Here is a 19,123-nt window from a genome sequence, read left to right as displayed (position 1 = left end):
GAATGCGATTCGCCCCTACCTTTGCCGGATGGATTATTTCAAGAAGCTTCAGGACCTGCTGAAAATTGAAAGGCAACACGACAGTGATATATATAAAGAATTGATGGAACGCTCTTCTGTAAATGCACGAAGAGAGGAAGGCATTACATGGTATCCTATTGCCATCAGAGATACGGAATTGGGTCGAGGTGACTATTTGAATGTTGAGGTTGAGCGCACCACGCATCAGGATGTGATGCACCAGCTGAGAGCCGGCGTTCCGGCTGCGCTATTTTCCAATCATGATCCTAAGAATGACAGAGTAGAAGGCGTGATTACTTATCAGGGTGGTAACCGCTTAAAAATAAACCTGCGCACGGATGAACTTCCCGACTGGAGCCGCGATGGAAAGTTGGGCATTGATCTATTGTTTGATGACAACAGTTACGATGAAATGCAGAATGCCCTGAAACTGGCGGCAACACTGTATGACAAGGATCAGAACAATCTCGTACAAATTTTGACCGGTAAAAAATCTGCCACTTTTAATACTGGCGAAGGTTCATACCAAAACAGCAAACTCAATCCATCACAACAGGAAGCGGTCAACAAAATTCTCGACGCAAATGACGTTGCCATTGTACACGGCCCTCCCGGCACCGGTAAGACAACTACGCTTGTTCAGGCAATCAAAGCATTGAACAAAAAAGACCACCATCAAATTTTGGTGGTTGCTCCAAGCAATACAGCTGTTGATTTATTAAGTGAAAAATTATCGGAAGAAGGGCTGAATGTTTTACGTGTCGGTAACCCTGCACGCGTTTCACAGCGTTTGCAATCACTCACGCTCGACAACAAAATTTCGGAACACAGCAGCAACAAGGAAATTAAACGACTCAAGAAACAAGCGGCCGAGTTCAAAAACATGGCGCATAAATACAAGCGCAACTTTGGCAAAGCAGAACGTGACCAAAGAAAAGCTTTATTTGACGAGGCGAGAAAAATAATGAAGGAAGTTGAAAATACAGAACAGTATATCATCAACGATCTCATTGCAGGTGCAGATGTAATCACAGCCACGCTTGTTGGAGCAAACCATTATACCATCAGGGATTTGCGTTATGGCACCATAGTGATCGACGAAGCAGGACAATCCATAGAACCTGCCTGCTGGATCCCCATTCTGAAGGCACAAAAACTCATTATGGCGGGCGACCATTTGCAGTTGCCGCCCACTATAAAATCTGAAGAAGCAGCGAGAGGCGGATTGAGTACAACACTGTTAGAAAAATGTGTTGAGCTGCATCCGGAAGCAGTTATTCTGCTTCGTGAACAATACCGCATGCATGAAACGATCATGGGATTTTCTTCACAAGAATTTTATCACAACAAACTCATCGCGCATGAATCGGTTGCAAAACATGCCTTGCTTGCTGATGACAGCGCTTTACTATTTATTGATACAGCAGGATGCGGCTTTGATGAAAAAATTGAAGGCACCAGCGCCACCAATCCTGAGGAGGCTGCATTTGCATTCAAACATTTGACCAACTTCGTTACCAGATTAAGCAATCATTATACAACTGAAAATTTTCCTTCGATCGCTTTCATTTCTCCGTACAAACAACAGATTGAAATTTTGCGTGAGCAATTACAACATTCCGATCTATTGAAAAAATACGGTGACAAAATTTCTATTAATACCATCGATAGTTTCCAGGGGCAGGAACGTGATGTTGTATACATCAGCATGACAAGAAGCAATTCAGAAAATAAAATCGGTTTCCTTTCAGATGTCCGACGCATGAACGTTGCCATGACGCGTGCACGTAAAAAGCTCGTTGTTATTGGTGATAGCGCTACACTGGCACAATTTCCTTTTTATGCTGACTTCATTGGTTACTCGGAAAAACATGATGCGTATAAAAGTGCGTGGGAATTTATGGAATAATTGAAAATTGAAAGTTGAAAATGAATACTAGACGAAGAATGAAAAGAGACAATACATTTATCAAAGATTTTCAATTTTCAACTTTCAATTAACTCTCAACTAACTAAATGGGGGAAAAAGAAGGTAAGTAACAAACAGAAAAAGAAGGGGACGGATACGGAAGGAGAAAAATATACTTGATTCGAATTAGTGTTCATCGGGTAGATTAATAAAATCTCTTCGATACACCAGTACCTCTCAGCTATGGCTTTAAAAGGATTGTTGGATTTTTTACCTTAAAATTTAGATTTCACGCTAAATCCGTTCATAGTTTTCTCTTGTTCCGTATGTCAAAATTAGCGCAGGTGGCTATTAGTCTCCGTGAGGATTTACACTAAAATAATGTGACATACATCACGCCTTTTTTGCAACGCACTGATAGACAGGAATTAGGAGTAACGAATTAGGAATTTAGAAAGACAGATCAGTGAGGAAATATTTTGCCAGATTGGGGTTATCGCCAAAAACTGCATGAATGTTGTTTGCGGGGCACTAAAGACAATGGCACGCTGATGACGCTGATTGGACTGATTTACGCTGATTTCTTTGATGATTAGCATTACTACTGCTGCAGTGTGCGACGCAACGATGCCCAATTGAAATACCGCCGTCGATTACCCAAATAAAAAAACCTGACAGATTTAAAACCTGTCAGGTCATGTATTGAATGTCGCACTATTTTATTTTCTAATTCCTAATTTCTGATTGGTTAGGTTACGTTCCTCCATAGAACGAGTTCCTCTTATTCACTTTCAGGTCGCGCAGAATGCTTGATTTCGGGTTGATGGTAATATTGAAATACCTGGTGATACCAACAGGCACCACGTTGATCGACATTTGCCAGCAGTGCATTTCCCTGGATACAAACATGGTAAGCTGTTGAATAGAGCTGCCTTTAAAATCATAGTAAGTATTCGCACCCACCTTCCATTTTGGCGTCAGGTTAAAGTCTCCACCCAATGTTATGCTGGATGTAACATGGGTTTGGTAACCGCTAAAATCGTATTTCAGCGCCCTTATGAAACTCAGTGAATAGGACACGTTGATGTTCCATGGAATATCGAAATCAGCAAATTCCGCTGGATTGTTTCTTATGTAATCGATCTGCGACTGCTGCTCTTCCATCGTCATTGGCAGGCCCATATCCGGATTGTTTTTCAGCGCCTTTTCTTTTTGTTCTTTCTTCTTACTTGAGAAACTTGTAGAAAGCGCAATGCTTCCGTTTGTTATCTGACCAAGGGAAAACTTGCCTCCGCCCTGCCATGCGTATTTGTCAATTCTGTATCCACGGTCATTTGTCTGGTAAGGATCGAGCACAGCGTTTGCAGTCAGGTTCACTTTCTCAAACAGTGTGCTCCTCATATAGAAGCTCATGGTGGAAAGTTTAAACGAATCTGCCATGAGGTTATAGCTGCCGTTTACGCCAAATCCGTCAATAAGTTTTACTTTTTTAATACCTCCGTTGGTGGAATCCTTTTTGGAGCGCACTTTCATTTCAAGGTTGTTGTCCAAACCAAAGTTAATACCACCGAATGTTCCCTCGGAGAATGGGCCATTAATCGTTCCTGTATAATAAGAATAACGTTGACGTATCGTGTCCCTGGTTTTATTTACCTGGTCCTCAATCACGTTCACAATGGTGGAGTAATAATCTTTGGCGGCGAGATCAGGCTTATAACTAACACCCAGCGTTGGCCGTATCACGTGGCGGATCGCCTGTAGTTTACTGTTTTTACCAAACTTATTGTAGGTCCCAAACAACGCTGTACTTAACGACAAACTAAACGAAACATCGTTTGCCAGATAGAATCCTTTGTTGTGTGTAGTGCGCAAAAGGTTGTTAGTGGAATCCCATTGGCGGTAAATGCGTTCGCCATACCATTTCTGTTGCAAACTCACACCTGGTGCCACTGTAACGGCTCCCCCCAATATTGGCGGCAATGCCAGTGAAATTGGAATATTATGGGAAACGCCCCACTGCATTGTATCCAGCAATTTAGTCATGCTAAATGCAGTGTCGTAAAATGATGTCTGGTTGGTGAATGTTGTGTTCAAACCTATACCAAGTTTTTGGTACCATTTAGGCGTACCCACAAACTCTTTCGGCTGGAACGGATAAAAATTGTTTACCGTAAAGGCACCGTTGGGCAGGCGGATATTGTACAAACGTGTCACGTTGTTCTGATCGTGACCCGCACTCAACGAAAGGTTATACTTGTTGTTCCAGTTTTTTGTGTAGGCAATAGATGAATACAACTGGTTGTTGAAGTTCACCGTTGGGTTGTATGAATACTGGTTGTACTTCGAAGACGAAATGTTTACGCTCGCCATGAAAGTTGTTCCCGGCCTGGCTTTGCTGTCTACCGTGTGGCTCCACATCAGGCTCCAGAGTTTGCTGCTGGTAAATTCCTTGGAACCGGCATTGCTCAACATGCGCATGTTGTTGTATGAAAAACTCATCTGACCGGAATATTTGTATCGTACCCGGTAAGTAGGTGTAACGGTTGCCAGCCAACCTCCGTATGAATAGATGTTGGTACGCAACAATACATCAAAATGTTCGTTCAATACTTTATAGTAACCCAGGCCCTCCAATCCCAAACCATATTGCTCATTGCTTACAAATTGTGGCGGGAGCAATCCGGAGTGACGGCCCTGTGAGAGCGGGAAAAATCCGAATGGTATATATATAGGTAAGGGAACGCCTTCAAACTCGGGGTGCACGGGACCTGTAATCGCATATTTTTTGTTGATCAGTTCCATTTTGTTTGCACGAAAGGCAAAGTGCGGAGTATCCAAATCGCAGGTTGTAAAGCGGCCGCGATAAGCGTAGTAAATTTGTTTGGATACTGCTTTCGCCTTTTCACTATTCATGAATATTTCTCCCTGGTTCATGTAGGTGTTCCTGGTAAGCCCCTTCATCGTTTTCATGTCGAAAGCCAGTGAGTCGGATTCGGTCTTGCTATCGGCCTGTGCAAATTTCGGCTTCTGCACCATTTGATTAAGCGTGTCGAAAGTGTGTGTGGCCGTAATGATCTGCGTTTTCTGGTCAAGACCTATCTGATAAGCATCCAGCGTAATGTCATTATACTTTACGTGGGCCTTATTATAGAGATATATTTTTTTAGTGGGAACATCGAGCACCATGGAATCGGATGCGGTATAGCTTATGGGTGCATCCAAAGTATCCTTAGATACTTTCACGCCGAAAGTATCAACCTTTGTAACAAGTTTTGACGTATCCCTTTTCGTTGTGTCTCTTCCGGTTGTATCAAGGCCCCGCCCTTTTAGTGTGGTATCACGGCCATTAACAACAGGTACAGTATCTGTCAATTTTGCTGATGAGTCATTAAAAACATTAGTTTCGGAATAATTCCCCATCGCTATTAACGTTAATACAGAAAACATTAACGTGAAAAAGGATGCTGAAAAACTTTTTAAACTAAATTTACCGCCGTTAATCATATAATAGTGTGGGCAAAAATAGTGATTCACCGTTTACAAAAATCCTAAAAGATCATCGGAAACAGTTAAATAATTCGATTAGTATGTTGAAAAAACTCTTTTTTGTTGTTGGTATTATCGGTCTATATCTTTCAATGGTGTCTTTGAAGAAGCAAACACCCGCAACTGATCAGCAACAGGAACCTGTTACTAAGAAAAATACTGTACGCACTTTAATTATCGATCCAGGCCATGGCGGAATTGACCCGGGATGTCATGGACTTTTTTCCAAAGAGAAAGAGGTGGCCCTGCAAATAAGCCTGAAACTGGGCAAGGCTATCCAGGAAGAGTATCCGGAGATGAAAATTATTTTTACACGCACAACCGATATTTTGCCGGGCAACTTCAATAACATTGGCCAGTCGCTTCGCTATCGTGCAGAGCTTGCCAATAAATCAAAAGCCGATCTTTACCTGTGTATCCACTGTGATGCAGCGGGTCACGCACCGGGCGGCTGGTATGAAAAACGCGTAATTGGTCACAAACCCAAAACCGTTTATGTAGGAAAGGGCAAACACCGCAAAAAGAAAGTGGTGAACGAACCTATTTACGAAAGTTATTATGTAGAAAATAGAGTGAACGGGCCTTCAACTTATATATGGGCTGCCGACAGAAGTGACATTAAAAGCGACAACATCGATATGAGTGAAGAAGGTGGCGAAAACGTTGTGGACTCCTTAAACGTGCTTGACCTTAACTCTCCTGAGGCGAGAATTCGTGCTCAGCTCTATACAAAATACTTTTTTAAAAATAGCTATACTATTGCCAGCTATGTGCAGGAAGAATTTAAAAAAGCAGGCCGTAATGATAAAGGCGTTTTGCAAAGAAACAACAAAGGTATCTGGGTATTGCAGGCAACAGGCATGCCAAGTATCCTTGTAGAAACAGGTTACCTAACCAATAAAGAAGAAGAAAAATACCTGAACAGTGAAGATGGTCAAAACGAAGTCGTTTCTAATATAGTCTCTGCACTGAAACGATATACCGGCAACTAAGCAGGAACTAGGAATCAGGAATTAGATTAAGCCCCCCTAACTTCTAATTCCTAATTTCTAATTCCTATAACAATCTACGTTCTCAACCGTTTACCATTCACAAACAGATTGCATACATTTGCGGGGTTATGTCGTCATGGCACCAATTTTTTGAACATGAACCATAACGTTTCCGGAATAAATTAATACGAATGAAAATCGCTAACGAAACTAAAATTGGCATTCTGGCTGCAGCAGCATTGGCAATACTTATCCTCGGCTTTAATTACCTGAAAGGCAAAAACCTGCTTGATCCAAGCAAAAAGATTTACGCAATATTTTCAAAAGTAGATGGCATCAATACTTCTAACCCAGTAATGATTAACGGTTTACAGGTTGGAACTATTTATAAATTGCAGGAAAAAGATAAGAATCTCTCAGGCATTATAGTGGTAATAAACCTTAGCAAAGATGTAAATATTCCAAACAACTCCGTGGCTGCAATCAGCCAAAGTCTTTTGGGAACACCTTCAATAAATATTACCATGGGTGATTCCAAACTATACCTGCAAGACGGCGACACACTGCTTTCTAAAGATATTCCGGGACTGGTTGATCAGTTGCAGGCCACTCTTTCCCCAACATTGGAAAGCGTGAACGGCACATTGAAATCCCTGGATTCGGCGATCGAGGTGATCGGTGGTTATTTCGATCCCAAAACAAAAAACAATTTCCAGACAATTATCGGAAACCTTTCTATAGCCTCGGCTTCATTGGACAAACTTCTGAATGACCAGTCCGGCGCATTGGCAAAATCACTTACGAATCTGAATTCCTTTACCGGAAACCTTGCCAACAACAACGACAAGATCACCGGTTCTTTAAATAATCTTGAAACGGCAACTAACAAATTCGCCAATCTCAAATTGGACGAAACGTTAGCCTCTTTGCAAGGAACAATTAACCAGCTAAATGCCGTTGTTAAAAAAGCCAACAGTAATGATGGCAGCCTTGGCCTGTTGATGAACGATCCTAAACTGTACAAGAATCTTGAAAACACAACCCGCAGTCTTAATATATTATTAGATGATTTGCGTGTACATCCAAAACGTTATGTGAACGTTTCTGTATTTGGCAAAAAAGATAAAAGTACACCTTTGTCAGCGCCGTTGGCTGATTCTACCAAAGCAACCAATTGATGAAATATTTTATTACAGGCATCCTGCTATGTGCGTGTGGTTTGTTGTTAATGCAAAATTCAGTAATGGCGCAGGAGCCGGCCGGTAACCGTTCTGCTGGAGGCGATTCTACAAGACCCATACATTCTGATGGCGACAGATTGACCAATACAAAGCTTGATTCGGTTAGAGAAAATACTATTATGGTAGGCAAGGTCATTATTATTGACGGCGCCACCAGATTTTATTGCGACAGCGCAATCTACCGCAAACCGGAAGAGGTTGTAGAGGCTTTCGGACACGTGCACATCATAGACAGCGACACCGTGCATGCATGGGGCGATTACATGATCTATTACAAGAGCACAAGAATTGCCACGCTGAAAAAAAATGTAAAGATGACCGATGGTAAGGCCACGCTTACTACTGATGAGTTTGAATACAATGCAGCCTATAAAACCGGCACTTACAGAAACGGCGGAAAACTGGTAAATGGCAAGACCGTGATGACCAGCACCGACGCTATTTATTATTCTGAACTAAAGGATGTATATTTCAAAAACAACGTAAAGCTCCGCGATCCACAGTACAAGCTCGATTCAGATTCTTTGCTGTACAACACGCAATCGCAGATCGCAACCTTCATTACTAAAACATACATAGAGGATAGCGCCAAAAGAAAAATCACCACTACGGAGGGCTTTTACGACACGAAAAATAAGGCGGCGCATTTTACAAAAAGAACAACTACAGTCGACGGATCTTCCACAATCACGGCCGACGATCTTAGCTTTGATGATCAAAGCGGAAAAAATCTTGCAACGGGAAGGGTTGTCTTTAAAGATACTGCTCAAAACATTATGATTCTTTCCAACAGAATGGAAGGCAATCGTAATACGAATACGATGGTGGCTACAGAGCAACCTCTGGCAATCATTAAGCAGGATAAAGACTCGATCTATATTTCAGCAGATATTCTTTTTTCCGGTATGCTGGATGATACTACCGGTAAAAAAGATACGCTGATGATAAAAAACGTTAAGCAGTCAAAAGCTGATGACGTGAAAAAAGATTCAGCCAACAACGGTAAAAGATATTTGCTGGGCTATTACAATGTGCGCATTTACTCAGACTCAACTCAAGCGATATGCGATAGTTTGTATTACTCTGGGGCAGATTCTATTTTCCGCCTTATCACCCACCCGATCGTTTGGGCAAGCAAGAGCCAGGTCACAGGCGATACCATTTATTTGTACACACAAAATAAAAAGCCTTCACGTTTTTATGTATTTGAAAACGGAATAGTGATCAACCGGCTGGACGAAGGCGGATATTACAATCAATTGCAGGGTCACACGATCGATGGCTATTTTAAAGATGGGGAGATCGATTATGTGCGTGCCAAAGGAAGTGCTGAAAGTATTTATTACGCACAGGATGAGCAAAAGGCATTTGTTGGAGTAAACCGCGCAACCGGTGACATTATTGACATTCGCTTTTTAAATAAAGAGGTAAACAAAGTTGTTTTCATCAGCGAAGTAAGCGGCACAATGTATCCTTTCCGCCAGGTCAACAATGATGAAATGCGTTTGAAAAATTTCAAATGGATGGATGACTATCGTCCGAAAACGAAATTCGAATTGTTTGAACCACCGCAAAAGAAATTCAAACTCAAAGAGGGCAACAATGAGGATGACGAAGAGGAAAATAACAAAAAGGAAGAGACTAAACCCGTTACTGCCAAGTAAGAATTAAAAATAAAAAGTCAAAAAAGAGTGGTTAATAGTCGACCACCTTTTTTTGACTTTTCACTTTTTACTTTTGAATTGTATCTTCGATTACATGGGGTCAATAAAGAAGATTTTAAAGGAAGGCATTGTTCAGCCAATTTCAGATTTTATTGAAGACAGCAGAGCGGTTGGCATCACATTGCTGGCGTGTACCATTATTTCAATGATATTGTCCAACTCCCAGTTTGGCCAATCCTATATTTCTTTTTGGGAAAAACCTTTCCATTTTCCGCTAGATCTTCATCTGCCCCATCACCTGCTTCACTGGATCAATGATTTTTTAATGGCCATCTTCTTTTTTTTAGTGGGCATGGAAATCAAGCAGGAGTTGCTGACCGGAGAACTATCCACCTTTCGCAAAGCCATTTTACCAATAGCGGCCGCACTTGGTGGCATGCTGTTTCCTGCAGTTATTTATTCATTTATCAATAAAGGAACACCCTACATACACGGCTGGGGCATTCCGATGGCAACAGATATAGCTTTTTCTTTGGGTGTAGCATCGCTGTTAGGTTCCCGGGTGCCTGTTTCCTTAAAGATATTCCTCATGGCGCTCGCCATAATTGACGATCTCGGCGCCATACTGGTCATTGCATTGTTTTACGGCGGTGCCATCCAGTGGAACTATCTCTTGTATGCAGCATTAATTTGCGGAGTGCTGGGCTTCCTTTTTTATTTCAAGAAACTAAATATCTTCCTATCGATCATTCTCGGGTTGCTGTTGTGGTATTGTGTGTTTAACTCTGGTATTCATGCAACCATAGCCGGTGTTGTAATGGCAATGTTTATACCTGTTGGCAAACTGGAACATTATATGCACAAGATCCACGTGCCGGTAAACTTTGCCATCCTGCCATTATTTGCTTTGGCAAATACGGCGATAGTTATTCCGGAAAATTTCATTGCCAACCTGAACACTACCCTCAGCTGGGGCGTGATGCTGGGACTACTTCTTGGCAAACCATTAGGAATCAGTATCTTATCTTTTATTGCCGTTAAATTAAATTTAGGAGAAATGCCATCAGGCACTTCGTGGGGACAAATGATCGGAATTGGATTATTGGCGGGAATCGGTTTTACGATGTCGATTTTTATCACCATGTTGGCTTTTGATACCCAGGAATTTCAGGACATTTCAAAAATTGCTGTGCTAATTGGTTCGTTTGCAGCTATTTTGAGTGGTTTTGTTGTCTTGTATTTCTGTGGGAAGAAAACGATTTGAAATTTGAGATTAAAAGTGCGAGAATACTATCTTGAGGGACAATTTGAAATTTCAAATCTCAAATTTTTAATTTTAAAATCTCCCTCCGTTAAGGGTTTCTTAAAAAGAGACGCTTAGCTAAAAACCATCAATCTAATTGTTTAATACCAACGTAACTTAGATACTTATTTCAAAAAAGGAGTATAGTATGATAATGAAGATGCCGATAACTACAAATTTACTTTCGCTGTTATTCTTTTCACTTTATTCGTGTGCTCCGAAAGAAAATATTAATAATGCTATGGGTAATAATCTTACAACAACAAAAAACTCGATAGTTGCAGCATCGGCGAGCGATACTGTAACAGATACCGCCACCTTTGGCGCTGGTTGCTTTTGGTGTGTGGAGGCTGTATTCGAGCAGCTTGATGGCGTTTTAAAAGTCACGTCCGGCTATTCCGGAGGTCATGTTGCAAATCCTACTTACGAACAGGTTTGCGAAAAAAATACCGGCCACGTGGAAGTTGCACAAATTGTATTTGACCCTTCAAAAATTTCATACGACGAGTTGCTGGAAGTTTTCTGGCAAACGCATGACCCTACCACACTTGACAGGCAGGGAAATGATGCAGGTCCGCAATATAGAAGTGTGATCTTTTACAACAACGAAGAACAAAAAAACAAGGCAGAACATTACAAGGCAGAGCTGGATAAAAGCGGCGCATGGAGCAAACCGATCGTGACCTCTATAGAACCACTTAAAAACTTCTATCCCGCTGAAAACTACCATCAGAACTATTATGTAAATAACCAGTCTCAGCCGTACTGCTACTACGTGATTAGGCCAAAAATGGAAAAGTTCGAGAAGGTGTTTAAGGATAAGTTGAAGAAGAAAACGAATTAGTGAAGTTTTGAGTAATAAGTAGTAAGTTTCAAGCTACTTCCCTCTCATCAAAAGGCGGCCTAAATGGCCGCTTTTTAATTGTTGTATTTGCCAGGACCTGTTGATTGAACTTATAACTCACTACTTAAAACTTACAACTCAAAACTTATAACTATTTTTGCCGTCCTTAATTACATTTCATGGCAATAGTTCAGCATTTACAGCAGGCAGTTATCGAAAGTCTGGGAAAGTTATACGGATCAACATTTACAGAGAAAGATTTTCAGATAAACCAAACAAAACCCGAATTTGAGGGCGACTACGCCGTGGTGATGTTTGCTTTGGTAAAACAATTGAAAAAATCACCAGACGCCATTGGAAATGAGTTAGGCGAACACCTGACCGCAAATTATCCTCAATATTTTTCTGCATATAATATCATCAAAGGTTTTTTGAACCTTACCGTTTCCGATAAATACTGGCAAGATGTTTTGCTGAAAAATTATGAGAACACCGTTTATGGCAGAAAGCCATCTAACGGGCAACGTGTTGTTATAGAATATTCTTCTCCCAACACCAACAAACCATTGCACCTTGGGCATTTGCGCAACAACTTTCTTGGCTGGAGTACTGCGGAAATTCTGAAAGCAAACGGTTATGAAATCATAAAGACCTGCATTGCAAACGACCGCGGAATTCACATTTGCAAAAGCATGATTTCCTGGCTGGAATTTGCCAACGGCGCCACGCCACAATCAACAGGCATTAAAGGCGATCATTTCGTGGGTGACTACTATGTGATGTTCGGCGATGTACAAAAAAAGCAGATGGCCGAGCTGATGGAAAAAGGCATGTCCAAAGAAGAAGCCGAAAAAGAAGCACCGATCATGAAGGCTGCTCAGCAAATGCTGATAGACTGGGAAGCAGGAAAGCCAGATGTAATGGAGCTTTGGAGAAGAATGAACAGTTGGGTATACGAAGGTTTTGACATTACTTATCAACGCATCGGCACCGATTTCGACAAAGTATATTACGAAAGCGAAACCTATATTCTTGGTAAAAAACTCGTAGAACAAGGCTTACAAAAAGGTGTTTTCTTTCAAAAAGAAGATGGCAGCGTGTGGATCGATCTTACTGCTGATGGCCTTGATGAAAAAATTGTGCAGCGTCGCGATGGCACTTCTGTATATATTACACAAGACATTGGTTTAGCCGTTGAAAAATACGAGCAATACAAATACGATCAGAGCATTTACGTAGTGGCGGATGAACAAAACTATCACTTCAAAGTGCTGAAATTGATCTGCCAAAAGCTTGGCCTGCCTTCCGCTGATGGCATTTACCACTTGAGTTATGGAATGGTTGAACTGCCTACAGGTCGTATGAAAACACGTGAAGGCACTGTTGTCGACGCTGATGATCTTGTGGAAGAGATTGTAAAGGTGGTAGAAAAACACACGGAAGAGTTGGGCAAAGTAGAAGGCTTTACAGCAACTGAATTAAAAGAACTGTACGATACAATCGGATTGGGTGCTTTGAAATTTTATCTTCTTCGCGTAGATCCGAAAAAACGCATGATCTTTAATCCAGAAGAGTCAATCGATATTCATGGATATACGGGACCGTTTGTTCAGTATTCTTATGCAAGGATTAAATCAATATTGAGAAAAGAAGGTGTTGATGCGAACTTCAAACTTGAAGGTTCTCCTCTGCTGAAACATGAAAAAGATATTGTAGTAATGCTGGAACAATATCCGGGCATTATTGCACAGGCAGCGGAAGAGCACAACCCTTCTGTTATTGCAAGTTTTGCATTTCAATTGGCGCAAGCTTTCAACTCATTCTACAATGTTCACTCTATCGCGAATGCAGAAAATGAAGAAAAGAAACAACTTCGTTTGCGCCTTGCAGTAATGACGTCGAATGTATTGAAATCTGCCATGCATTTGCTGGGCGCAAGAGTACCGGAGAGAATGTAAGACAATTAATAATTAATAATTAATAAGGCCGCATTCAATCATGAATGCGGCCTTTACATTGGTGTTAAAAGAAAAGTATTTTGCTCTTTTACTTTGGTGCAACACCTATTAATTATTCTTTATTAATTATTAATTACTTCCCCACTACCACCGTCTGCCTCAACTTCATCGGAACGTTTTGTTCGAGACGAATCGCTGGTGTCCACACCGGCATATTTTCGAATGCGTCGAGGATGACATCATTCGCTTCATCATTACCTCCTTTTACTACACGGGGATTAATGACCTTACCCGCTTTATCAACGATAAATTCAACCTGTACGTAGGCTGTATGTTGTTCTTCGGGCAAAAATATCGCAGCATCCTTTCCGGTTGTTTGCAGGAATGTTTGGAACGCGTCATTACCACCTGGATAAACAGGTAATTTATTTACCGATGTTGGAATTTCTTTCTCATCAAAAGGCACTTGAGTGCGGATTTTTTTCTCGTATTTCTTTTTCTCAACTTTTACAGGAGCTGTTACTATAGAAGCCTTTTTCACTTCATCATCCACCACATAATCGCCCTTGCTATCCACCATGATCAAAGGCACGTCATGATGTTTGTCGAAATAGTAATACACAGCTTTCAACGTATTTGCCAAAGGATAATAAGAAGGAAAACTTTTGAGATAGTTGTCTAAATAATCTGAGCTTCTTTTGTTTTTAAACTGGATAGGAAAAATGTGCACTGGAATAAAATCCTGCCCTTTGTTTTTCGCATTTGCCGCCAGCACATACAACTCTTCCACCTGGCTGTCAGTAATAGGAATACAGCCGGTCGTTACACAGCTTCCATGGATGTAAATATCGCCGCCCGGTTGTGCAGAATCGCTCAAGAGCTGGTCAGAAGGATTGGGGTAATTCAAGCCCAGAGAAAGATGATACAAACTTTTAGGATTAAACTCGTTAATGTAATAAAATCCTTCTGGAACCTGGTAATCACCCTGGATGCGCTTTGGCCCCAATGTTCCGGCCATCGCACAAATCTTATAGGTCTTGAATAACTTGTACTGATCCTTTTTATTGTTCTTTACCCACACTTCCATTTGACTATCGTATTTAAAAGAACGGATATAAATATACGAAGCAGGCCAAATCAACCCTTTCTCTGCAAACTGTTTTGCAAGCGTATCTTCTTTCCTTTTAATGATGTCATTTATTTTAGGAAAGGAGCGTTGATAGTTGATAAAAGTGGGTTGAAAACTGTTTTGGCTCGTTTGCGATTGGCCAATTACTATTGCTGATATGAAACAGAAAAGTAGAAATATTTTTTTCATGGTACTAACACGCTTTGCCACCTCTTTAAAACGAACCTGTGGTCGATTAACGTGCAATTTCGACAAAAAACCTTGAAACTGATAGATGCATGACCTTTTTTTTGAATAGAGGCTTCAAGACTGTGCTTTATTTGAAAAATCTTTCCCTGTAATTTTTCATTTTTCAAATTAACTCTCGAAATATCAGGTGAGTAAGTAAAAAATTCAAAAGGATGAACACAGCGCATTTTCAAATTTTCAAATCCTCAAATTTTCAAATTGGTTTAACAATTATTTACGAAAAGAATCGTATTTTAGAGCTAAATATGGTTCATATGTCTGTTCAGAAATCTATAAAACCTACTGAAAGTGAACTGGAAATCCTGCAAGTGATTTGGGAAAAAGGCTCTGCCAGTGTGCGCGACGTGCATGAAGCATTGTCTGCCACAAAAGATGTTGGTTACACCACCACTCTCAAATTAATGCAGATCATGCACGAAAAAGGTCTCGTAAAAAGAGACAATACTTTCAAAACGCACATATATCAACCAGCCGTTACCCGTGAAAAAGCACAAAAGCAATTATTGGGGAAAATGATCAATGGTTTGTTTGGAGGCTCCTCCACACAGCTTGTAATACAGGCATTGGGCAGTCATAAAGCATCCAAAGAAGAGCTTGATCAGATTCAACAATTACTGGACGATCTTAAAAAAGAAGCCTAAAACATATGTCTCCCTTGAGCCATTCTGCTTTTTTACAACAGCTTGCATGGAGCCTGCTCAGCAGCCTCTGGCAATTTGCTGCACTTTGGCTTGTGTACATTGGTTTTTCATTTTCCTTCAAAAAAGCCAGTGCCGCCGTTAAGTACAATATTGCGTTGACGCTTTTGTCTGCTGGGACACTAACCGTGGTGGGCAATTTCATTTTTAGGTATTGGTTCCTGCCGGATGCTTCGTTTTCCATTATCGGCTACGCACATGAGCATTACAGCACGCTATATCAGCAATCGCTGAACTATTTCAACGCAGTTCTGCCGTATATTTCTATTATTTACCTCGGAGTTGTATTCTTTCTTTCGCTGCGCTTTTTATTTTTCATAAGAGCATCTTATCTGCTCAACAAAAAGGATTTAGTAAAAATCTCTCCCTTCTATAAAATATACATCCAGGAACTTTCAATGCGCATGAGCATTAAGAAAAAAGTATCTGTATGGATTTCCAAAAATGTAGATGCTCCGCTATTGATCGGTTATTTTAAACCTGTTATACTGCTTCCGCTAGCCGCAATCAATCAGCTGACAACGGAACAATTGGAAGCTATCCTGTTACACGAAATGGCACATATTCAAAGGAACGATTACTTTGTAAATGTGCTTTTAGGCTTAGTAAACATCATGCTGTTCTTCAATCCTTTTGCGAAACTGTTCATCAAAGTACTGGAAACAGAAAGAGAAAACAGTTGTGATGACTTCGTTCTTCAATTCAGATATTCGCCTGAAATATATGCGAAGGCGTTGCTCACCCTGGAGCAAAACAGATCCAACGTGCTGCCTTCCCTCAGCTTATCTTCCAATGGTAAAAATGAAAAGCACTTGTTGACACGTGTTAAACGCATTATGAATGTGCCCGTTGATACGAAGATCAACAAACAGCAACTTGTTTTTCCGTTACTTCTTTTGCTTTTTTCGTCTGCATTGTTTGTGCAGCCAACAAATAGGGAGACTATTACGCCGCTGACGCCAACTATGCAAACAGTATCATTCAGTAGTGCCGAAGCGAGTGGTTTACCTTATAATTACTTGCTGCGAAACAATAAGCCTGTGGCGGAAATGCAAGGCAATATTCAGCAAACGAGAATGGCAGCGAATACATATAAACAAGAGATCAGGGTAACTGTACAAAATGTTCTCGTTGCAGTTAAAATCAAAAGAAGCAATTCATTAGAAACAAAACAGGCAGATGAACTTGCGCCGCCGCCACCACCCGTTCCGCAGCTTGTAGCGGTTTCATATAGCGCACCAAATGCAGAACCGATACATGTTGAAACGGTGCAAACGATCGAAAAGCGGGATTTTGTAATTCCGGCTGCACCACAGCCTAACGTGAAAATAAATATCAGCACGAATTCACCATACGTTCCGGGATCAAGCTTTAGTTACTACAATATCCAGGACTCTATCAATGCTTTAAGCTCAGAGGACCATGCGCTTAAACTGGCCCTGGTTAAGGCCTCTGTCGCATTGGATATGGCCAGGCAGGCAAATATTTGCAATGAAGAAAAGCTTTTGCTAAATCTTGAGCAATCCCTTTCCTGCATGCATTATTACGAAAAAGATAATGTTGCAAAAATCATCGACATGCAATCCACAGCACTTGTACAAATGTTGGTTGCCAAGGCAGATAAACAACAGCAACTCAGAGACAGACATGTAATGAAGATTGACTCTCTGCAAAAGGAAATCAAGGTGGTTAGGAAAAGAGCGGTTGTTTCATTGTAATTAATAATTAAGAGGCCAGTTCAAAAGTATGAGTCAGCCTCTTTTTATTCGGGCTCACCACGGAGCGTTGTAGCCGTTTAAGCGATTCTCAGTGCTCATTTTTACTTTTGATACAACCTCTTTTTTTTCGATCACTAATTCACTTCTATTTGCGGTTACCTCTATTAATTATTAATTTATAACGACGATCCTTCACTCCTTAGCCACAAGCTCATCCACAATAATGTAATCAAGATCTCTATTGGCCGGACCTGTTAATACTTTTCCATCGGTGCTGTAGCGTGCACCATGACACGGACAATCCCAGGAAAGCTCAGCATCGTTCCACTTTACTTTGCATTGCAAATGTGTGCATGTTGGATTGACCGCGTGCAATTTCCCTTCACCATCCCTATACAATGCCACATCTTCATGATTGTATTTTACTACTTGCGCCTCACCTGGCGTAATGCTCGCAAGATTGTCAATCGAATGACTGGTGAGATGTCCGCCTAACCATTTTGCAGCTACATCTGCTCCTTCTTTTACAAAATTGCTAAACCCTGCTACAAGCTTTAACCTGTTAGGATCGAGTAATTCTGCCAAAGGGTATTTATAGTTGTTCCTCACGATCAACTCAAACATGATCATCGCAGCGAGTGTACCGTAGATCATGCCATTTCCACCAAAACCCGTTGCCACAAAATATCGTCCGTCATGTCCAGGCAAGTTGCCGATATAAGGAAGCCCATCCGCCGGTTCAAAGTATTGCGATGACCAAAAATGTTTGATTGACTTAATGGAAAAAAATTGATTGAGGTATTGCTCCAATTGTCTGAACCTGTCTTTTAGATTTTCTTCATGTCCTGTCTTATGATCTTTTCCTCCAAATATCAAATGCTTTTTCCCTTCTATTTCCTGTGTGCGATAATAGTTGTACGGCTCCTCCATGTCATAGATCAGTGCGTCGGGATAAGATTGTTCATTTTCCAATTCCACCGCCAAAACATAACTCCTGTAAGGTGCGCAACGCAAATGCAGAAGATTCACCCCTGGTGGGATATGTGTGGCGTAAACGATCTTTCTTGCCCTTATTTTACCCCGTGTTGTTGTAGCCAATAATGTATCTTCTGTCTCTTGCTTTACATCAGATACAAAGCAATTTTGCAACAGCACACCTCCTAAATTTCTGAAGTCGTCTGCAACACCGAATAAATATTTGATTGGATTGAACTGCGCCTGGTTTTTGATTATTGCCGCATTGTCGAATGAAAGGGGCGCAGGAATTTTATTTGTATAATCTATGTCAATTCCCAGATCTTTTGAAACAGAAACAATATTATCAAGTTCTTTCGACTGATCATCATTATTGGCCAGCAAGTAAGCATTTTTGTATTCAAAGTTGCAATCAATACGAAGCGTTTTCGTAGTGGTTTCAATAAAATGAATCGCCAGCATTGTGCTATCGGCAATTGTTTGCGCAGCATGTTTATTGAACTTCTTTTCTATTTCAGGATACGAAGTATCCATGATGGTGTTCAAGTGAGCTGTTGTACCACCTGTTGTTCCAAAGCCAAGCGTAGCTCCTTCTGCGAGTATGCAGGACATTCCATTCTTTTGCAAAAGATACGCAGTGCTAACGCCAGTAATTCCTCCGCCAACGATCAGCACATCATAAATTTTATCTTCTATTTTTTTATCATCATTCGAATAATCCGGTTGATCATGTTGCCATAGGCTTTCTCTTGTTCCATCTCTTTGCATAGTTTTTTTAATTGAAAATTGAAAATTGAAAGTTGAAAATTGAGGCTGATATTAATCGATAGAGGCTGTTAACTCCGGCCATTTTCAATTTTCAACTTTCAATTTTCA

Annotated in this window: 12 protein-coding genes; 9 read left to right on the top strand and 3 right to left on the bottom strand. The window is 40.8% G+C overall.

Translation table 11 applies throughout. From position 1 onward, the window contains the following. Positions 1-28: 28 nt before the first annotated feature. On the top strand, positions 29-1,930 hold the full coding sequence (locus tag QJ048_RS06210; protein ID WP_282333470.1) for an AAA domain-containing protein: 1,902 nt from the start codon (positions 29-31) through the stop codon (positions 1,928-1,930). Positions 1,931-2,683: 753 nt separating this feature from the next. Here QJ048_RS06210 and QJ048_RS06205 read toward each other — a convergent pair. Further along, positions 2,684-5,350 carry a putative LPS assembly protein LptD gene (locus QJ048_RS06205; RefSeq protein WP_282333469.1) on the bottom strand — a complete coding sequence of 889 codons (2,667 nt, stop codon included), beginning with the start codon at positions 5,348-5,350 and terminating at the stop codon, positions 2,684-2,686. A 167-nt stretch (positions 5,351-5,517) separates the two neighbouring features. On the opposite strand from QJ048_RS06205, the gene QJ048_RS06200 reads away from it, so the two are divergent. The 6 genes from QJ048_RS06200 to argS all read left to right on the top strand — a co-directional run bounded on the left by QJ048_RS06200 (position 5,518) and on the right by argS (position 13,478). Further along, a complete protein-coding gene (locus QJ048_RS06200; protein WP_282333468.1) occupies positions 5,518-6,468 on the top strand; it encodes an N-acetylmuramoyl-L-alanine amidase family protein in 951 nt (316 codons plus the stop codon). Between the two features lie 191 nt (positions 6,469-6,659). Continuing rightward, the gene (locus tag QJ048_RS06195) at positions 6,660-7,646 is read left to right on the top strand and encodes an MlaD family protein (protein WP_282333467.1); all 987 of its coding nucleotides are present in this window, start codon (positions 6,660-6,662) and stop codon (positions 7,644-7,646) included. Next, positions 7,646-9,373: an OstA-like protein gene (locus QJ048_RS06190; RefSeq protein WP_282333466.1), complete on the top strand. Its 1,728-nt coding sequence runs from the start codon at positions 7,646-7,648 to the stop codon at positions 9,371-9,373. The genes QJ048_RS06195 and QJ048_RS06190 overlap by 1 nt, the downstream gene beginning before the upstream one ends. 94 nt (positions 9,374-9,467) lie before the next feature. Continuing rightward, positions 9,468-10,637, top strand: coding sequence for a Na+/H+ antiporter NhaA (gene nhaA / locus QJ048_RS06185; protein ID WP_282333465.1), 1,170 nt, complete (start codon positions 9,468-9,470; stop codon positions 10,635-10,637). 280 nt (positions 10,638-10,917) lie between these two features. Then, the gene (msrA, locus tag QJ048_RS06180; protein ID WP_282333464.1) at positions 10,918-11,520 is read left to right on the top strand and encodes a peptide-methionine (S)-S-oxide reductase MsrA; all 603 of its coding nucleotides are present in this window, start codon (positions 10,918-10,920) and stop codon (positions 11,518-11,520) included. Positions 11,521-11,699: 179 nt separating this feature from the next. After that, positions 11,700-13,478, top strand: coding sequence for an arginine--tRNA ligase (gene argS, locus QJ048_RS06175; protein WP_282333463.1), 1,779 nt, complete (start codon positions 11,700-11,702; stop codon positions 13,476-13,478). Between the two features lie 133 nt (positions 13,479-13,611). Here argS and QJ048_RS06170 read toward each other — a convergent pair whose 3' ends face one another. Further along, positions 13,612-14,796, bottom strand: coding sequence for a L,D-transpeptidase family protein (locus QJ048_RS06170; protein ID WP_282333462.1), 1,185 nt, complete (start codon positions 14,794-14,796; stop codon positions 13,612-13,614). Between the two features lie 314 nt (positions 14,797-15,110). On the opposite strand from QJ048_RS06170, the gene QJ048_RS06165 reads away from it, so the two are divergent. Both QJ048_RS06165 and QJ048_RS06160 read left to right on the top strand, forming a co-directional pair. After that, positions 15,111-15,497 carry a BlaI/MecI/CopY family transcriptional regulator gene (locus QJ048_RS06165; RefSeq protein ID WP_282333461.1) on the top strand — a complete coding sequence of 129 codons (387 nt, stop codon included), beginning with the start codon at positions 15,111-15,113 and terminating at the stop codon, positions 15,495-15,497. 5 nt (positions 15,498-15,502) lie between these two features. Further along, positions 15,503-17,272, top strand: a complete 1,770-nt coding sequence (locus QJ048_RS06160) for a M56 family metallopeptidase (RefSeq protein WP_282333460.1) — start codon at positions 15,503-15,505, stop codon at positions 17,270-17,272. A 192-nt stretch (positions 17,273-17,464) separates the two neighbouring features. Here QJ048_RS06160 and QJ048_RS06155 read toward each other — a convergent pair whose 3' ends face one another. After that, positions 17,465-19,015, bottom strand: coding sequence for an FAD-dependent oxidoreductase (locus QJ048_RS06155; protein WP_282333459.1), 1,551 nt, complete (start codon positions 19,013-19,015; stop codon positions 17,465-17,467). Positions 19,016-19,123 lie beyond the last annotated feature (108 nt).

The organism is Pinibacter soli, assembly GCF_029961145.1.
Taxonomy (GTDB): Bacteria; Bacteroidota; Bacteroidia; order Chitinophagales; family Chitinophagaceae; genus Pinibacter; species Pinibacter soli.
Note: the sequence above shows the minus strand (reverse complement) of the source record. Positions and strands in the feature narration are given on the sequence as shown.

What these genes read in the sequence shown, in the direction of transcription:
- QJ048_RS06210 (WP_282333470.1), top strand. Translation starts at nt 29, where the DNA reads ATGGATTATTTCAAGAAGCTTCAGGACCTGCTGAAAATTGAAAGGCAA.
- QJ048_RS06205 (WP_282333469.1), bottom strand. Translation starts at nt 5,350, where the DNA reads ATGGGGAATTATTCCGAAACTAATGTTTTTAATGACTCATCAGCAAAA.
- QJ048_RS06200 (WP_282333468.1), top strand. Translation starts at nt 5,518, where the DNA reads ATGTTGAAAAAACTCTTTTTTGTTGTTGGTATTATCGGTCTATATCTT.
- QJ048_RS06195 (WP_282333467.1), top strand. Translation starts at nt 6,660, where the DNA reads ATGAAAATCGCTAACGAAACTAAAATTGGCATTCTGGCTGCAGCAGCA.
- QJ048_RS06190 (WP_282333466.1), top strand. Translation starts at nt 7,646, where the DNA reads ATGAAATATTTTATTACAGGCATCCTGCTATGTGCGTGTGGTTTGTTG.
- nhaA (WP_282333465.1), top strand. Translation starts at nt 9,468, where the DNA reads ATGGGGTCAATAAAGAAGATTTTAAAGGAAGGCATTGTTCAGCCAATT.
- msrA (WP_282333464.1), top strand. Translation starts at nt 10,918, where the DNA reads ATGGGTAATAATCTTACAACAACAAAAAACTCGATAGTTGCAGCATCG.
- argS (WP_282333463.1), top strand. Translation starts at nt 11,700, where the DNA reads ATGGCAATAGTTCAGCATTTACAGCAGGCAGTTATCGAAAGTCTGGGA.
- QJ048_RS06170 (WP_282333462.1), bottom strand. Translation starts at nt 14,796, where the DNA reads ATGAAAAAAATATTTCTACTTTTCTGTTTCATATCAGCAATAGTAATT.
- QJ048_RS06165 (WP_282333461.1), top strand. Translation starts at nt 15,111, where the DNA reads ATGTCTGTTCAGAAATCTATAAAACCTACTGAAAGTGAACTGGAAATC.
- QJ048_RS06160 (WP_282333460.1), top strand. Translation starts at nt 15,503, where the DNA reads ATGTCTCCCTTGAGCCATTCTGCTTTTTTACAACAGCTTGCATGGAGC.
- QJ048_RS06155 (WP_282333459.1), bottom strand. Translation starts at nt 19,015, where the DNA reads ATGCAAAGAGATGGAACAAGAGAAAGCCTATGGCAACATGATCAACCG.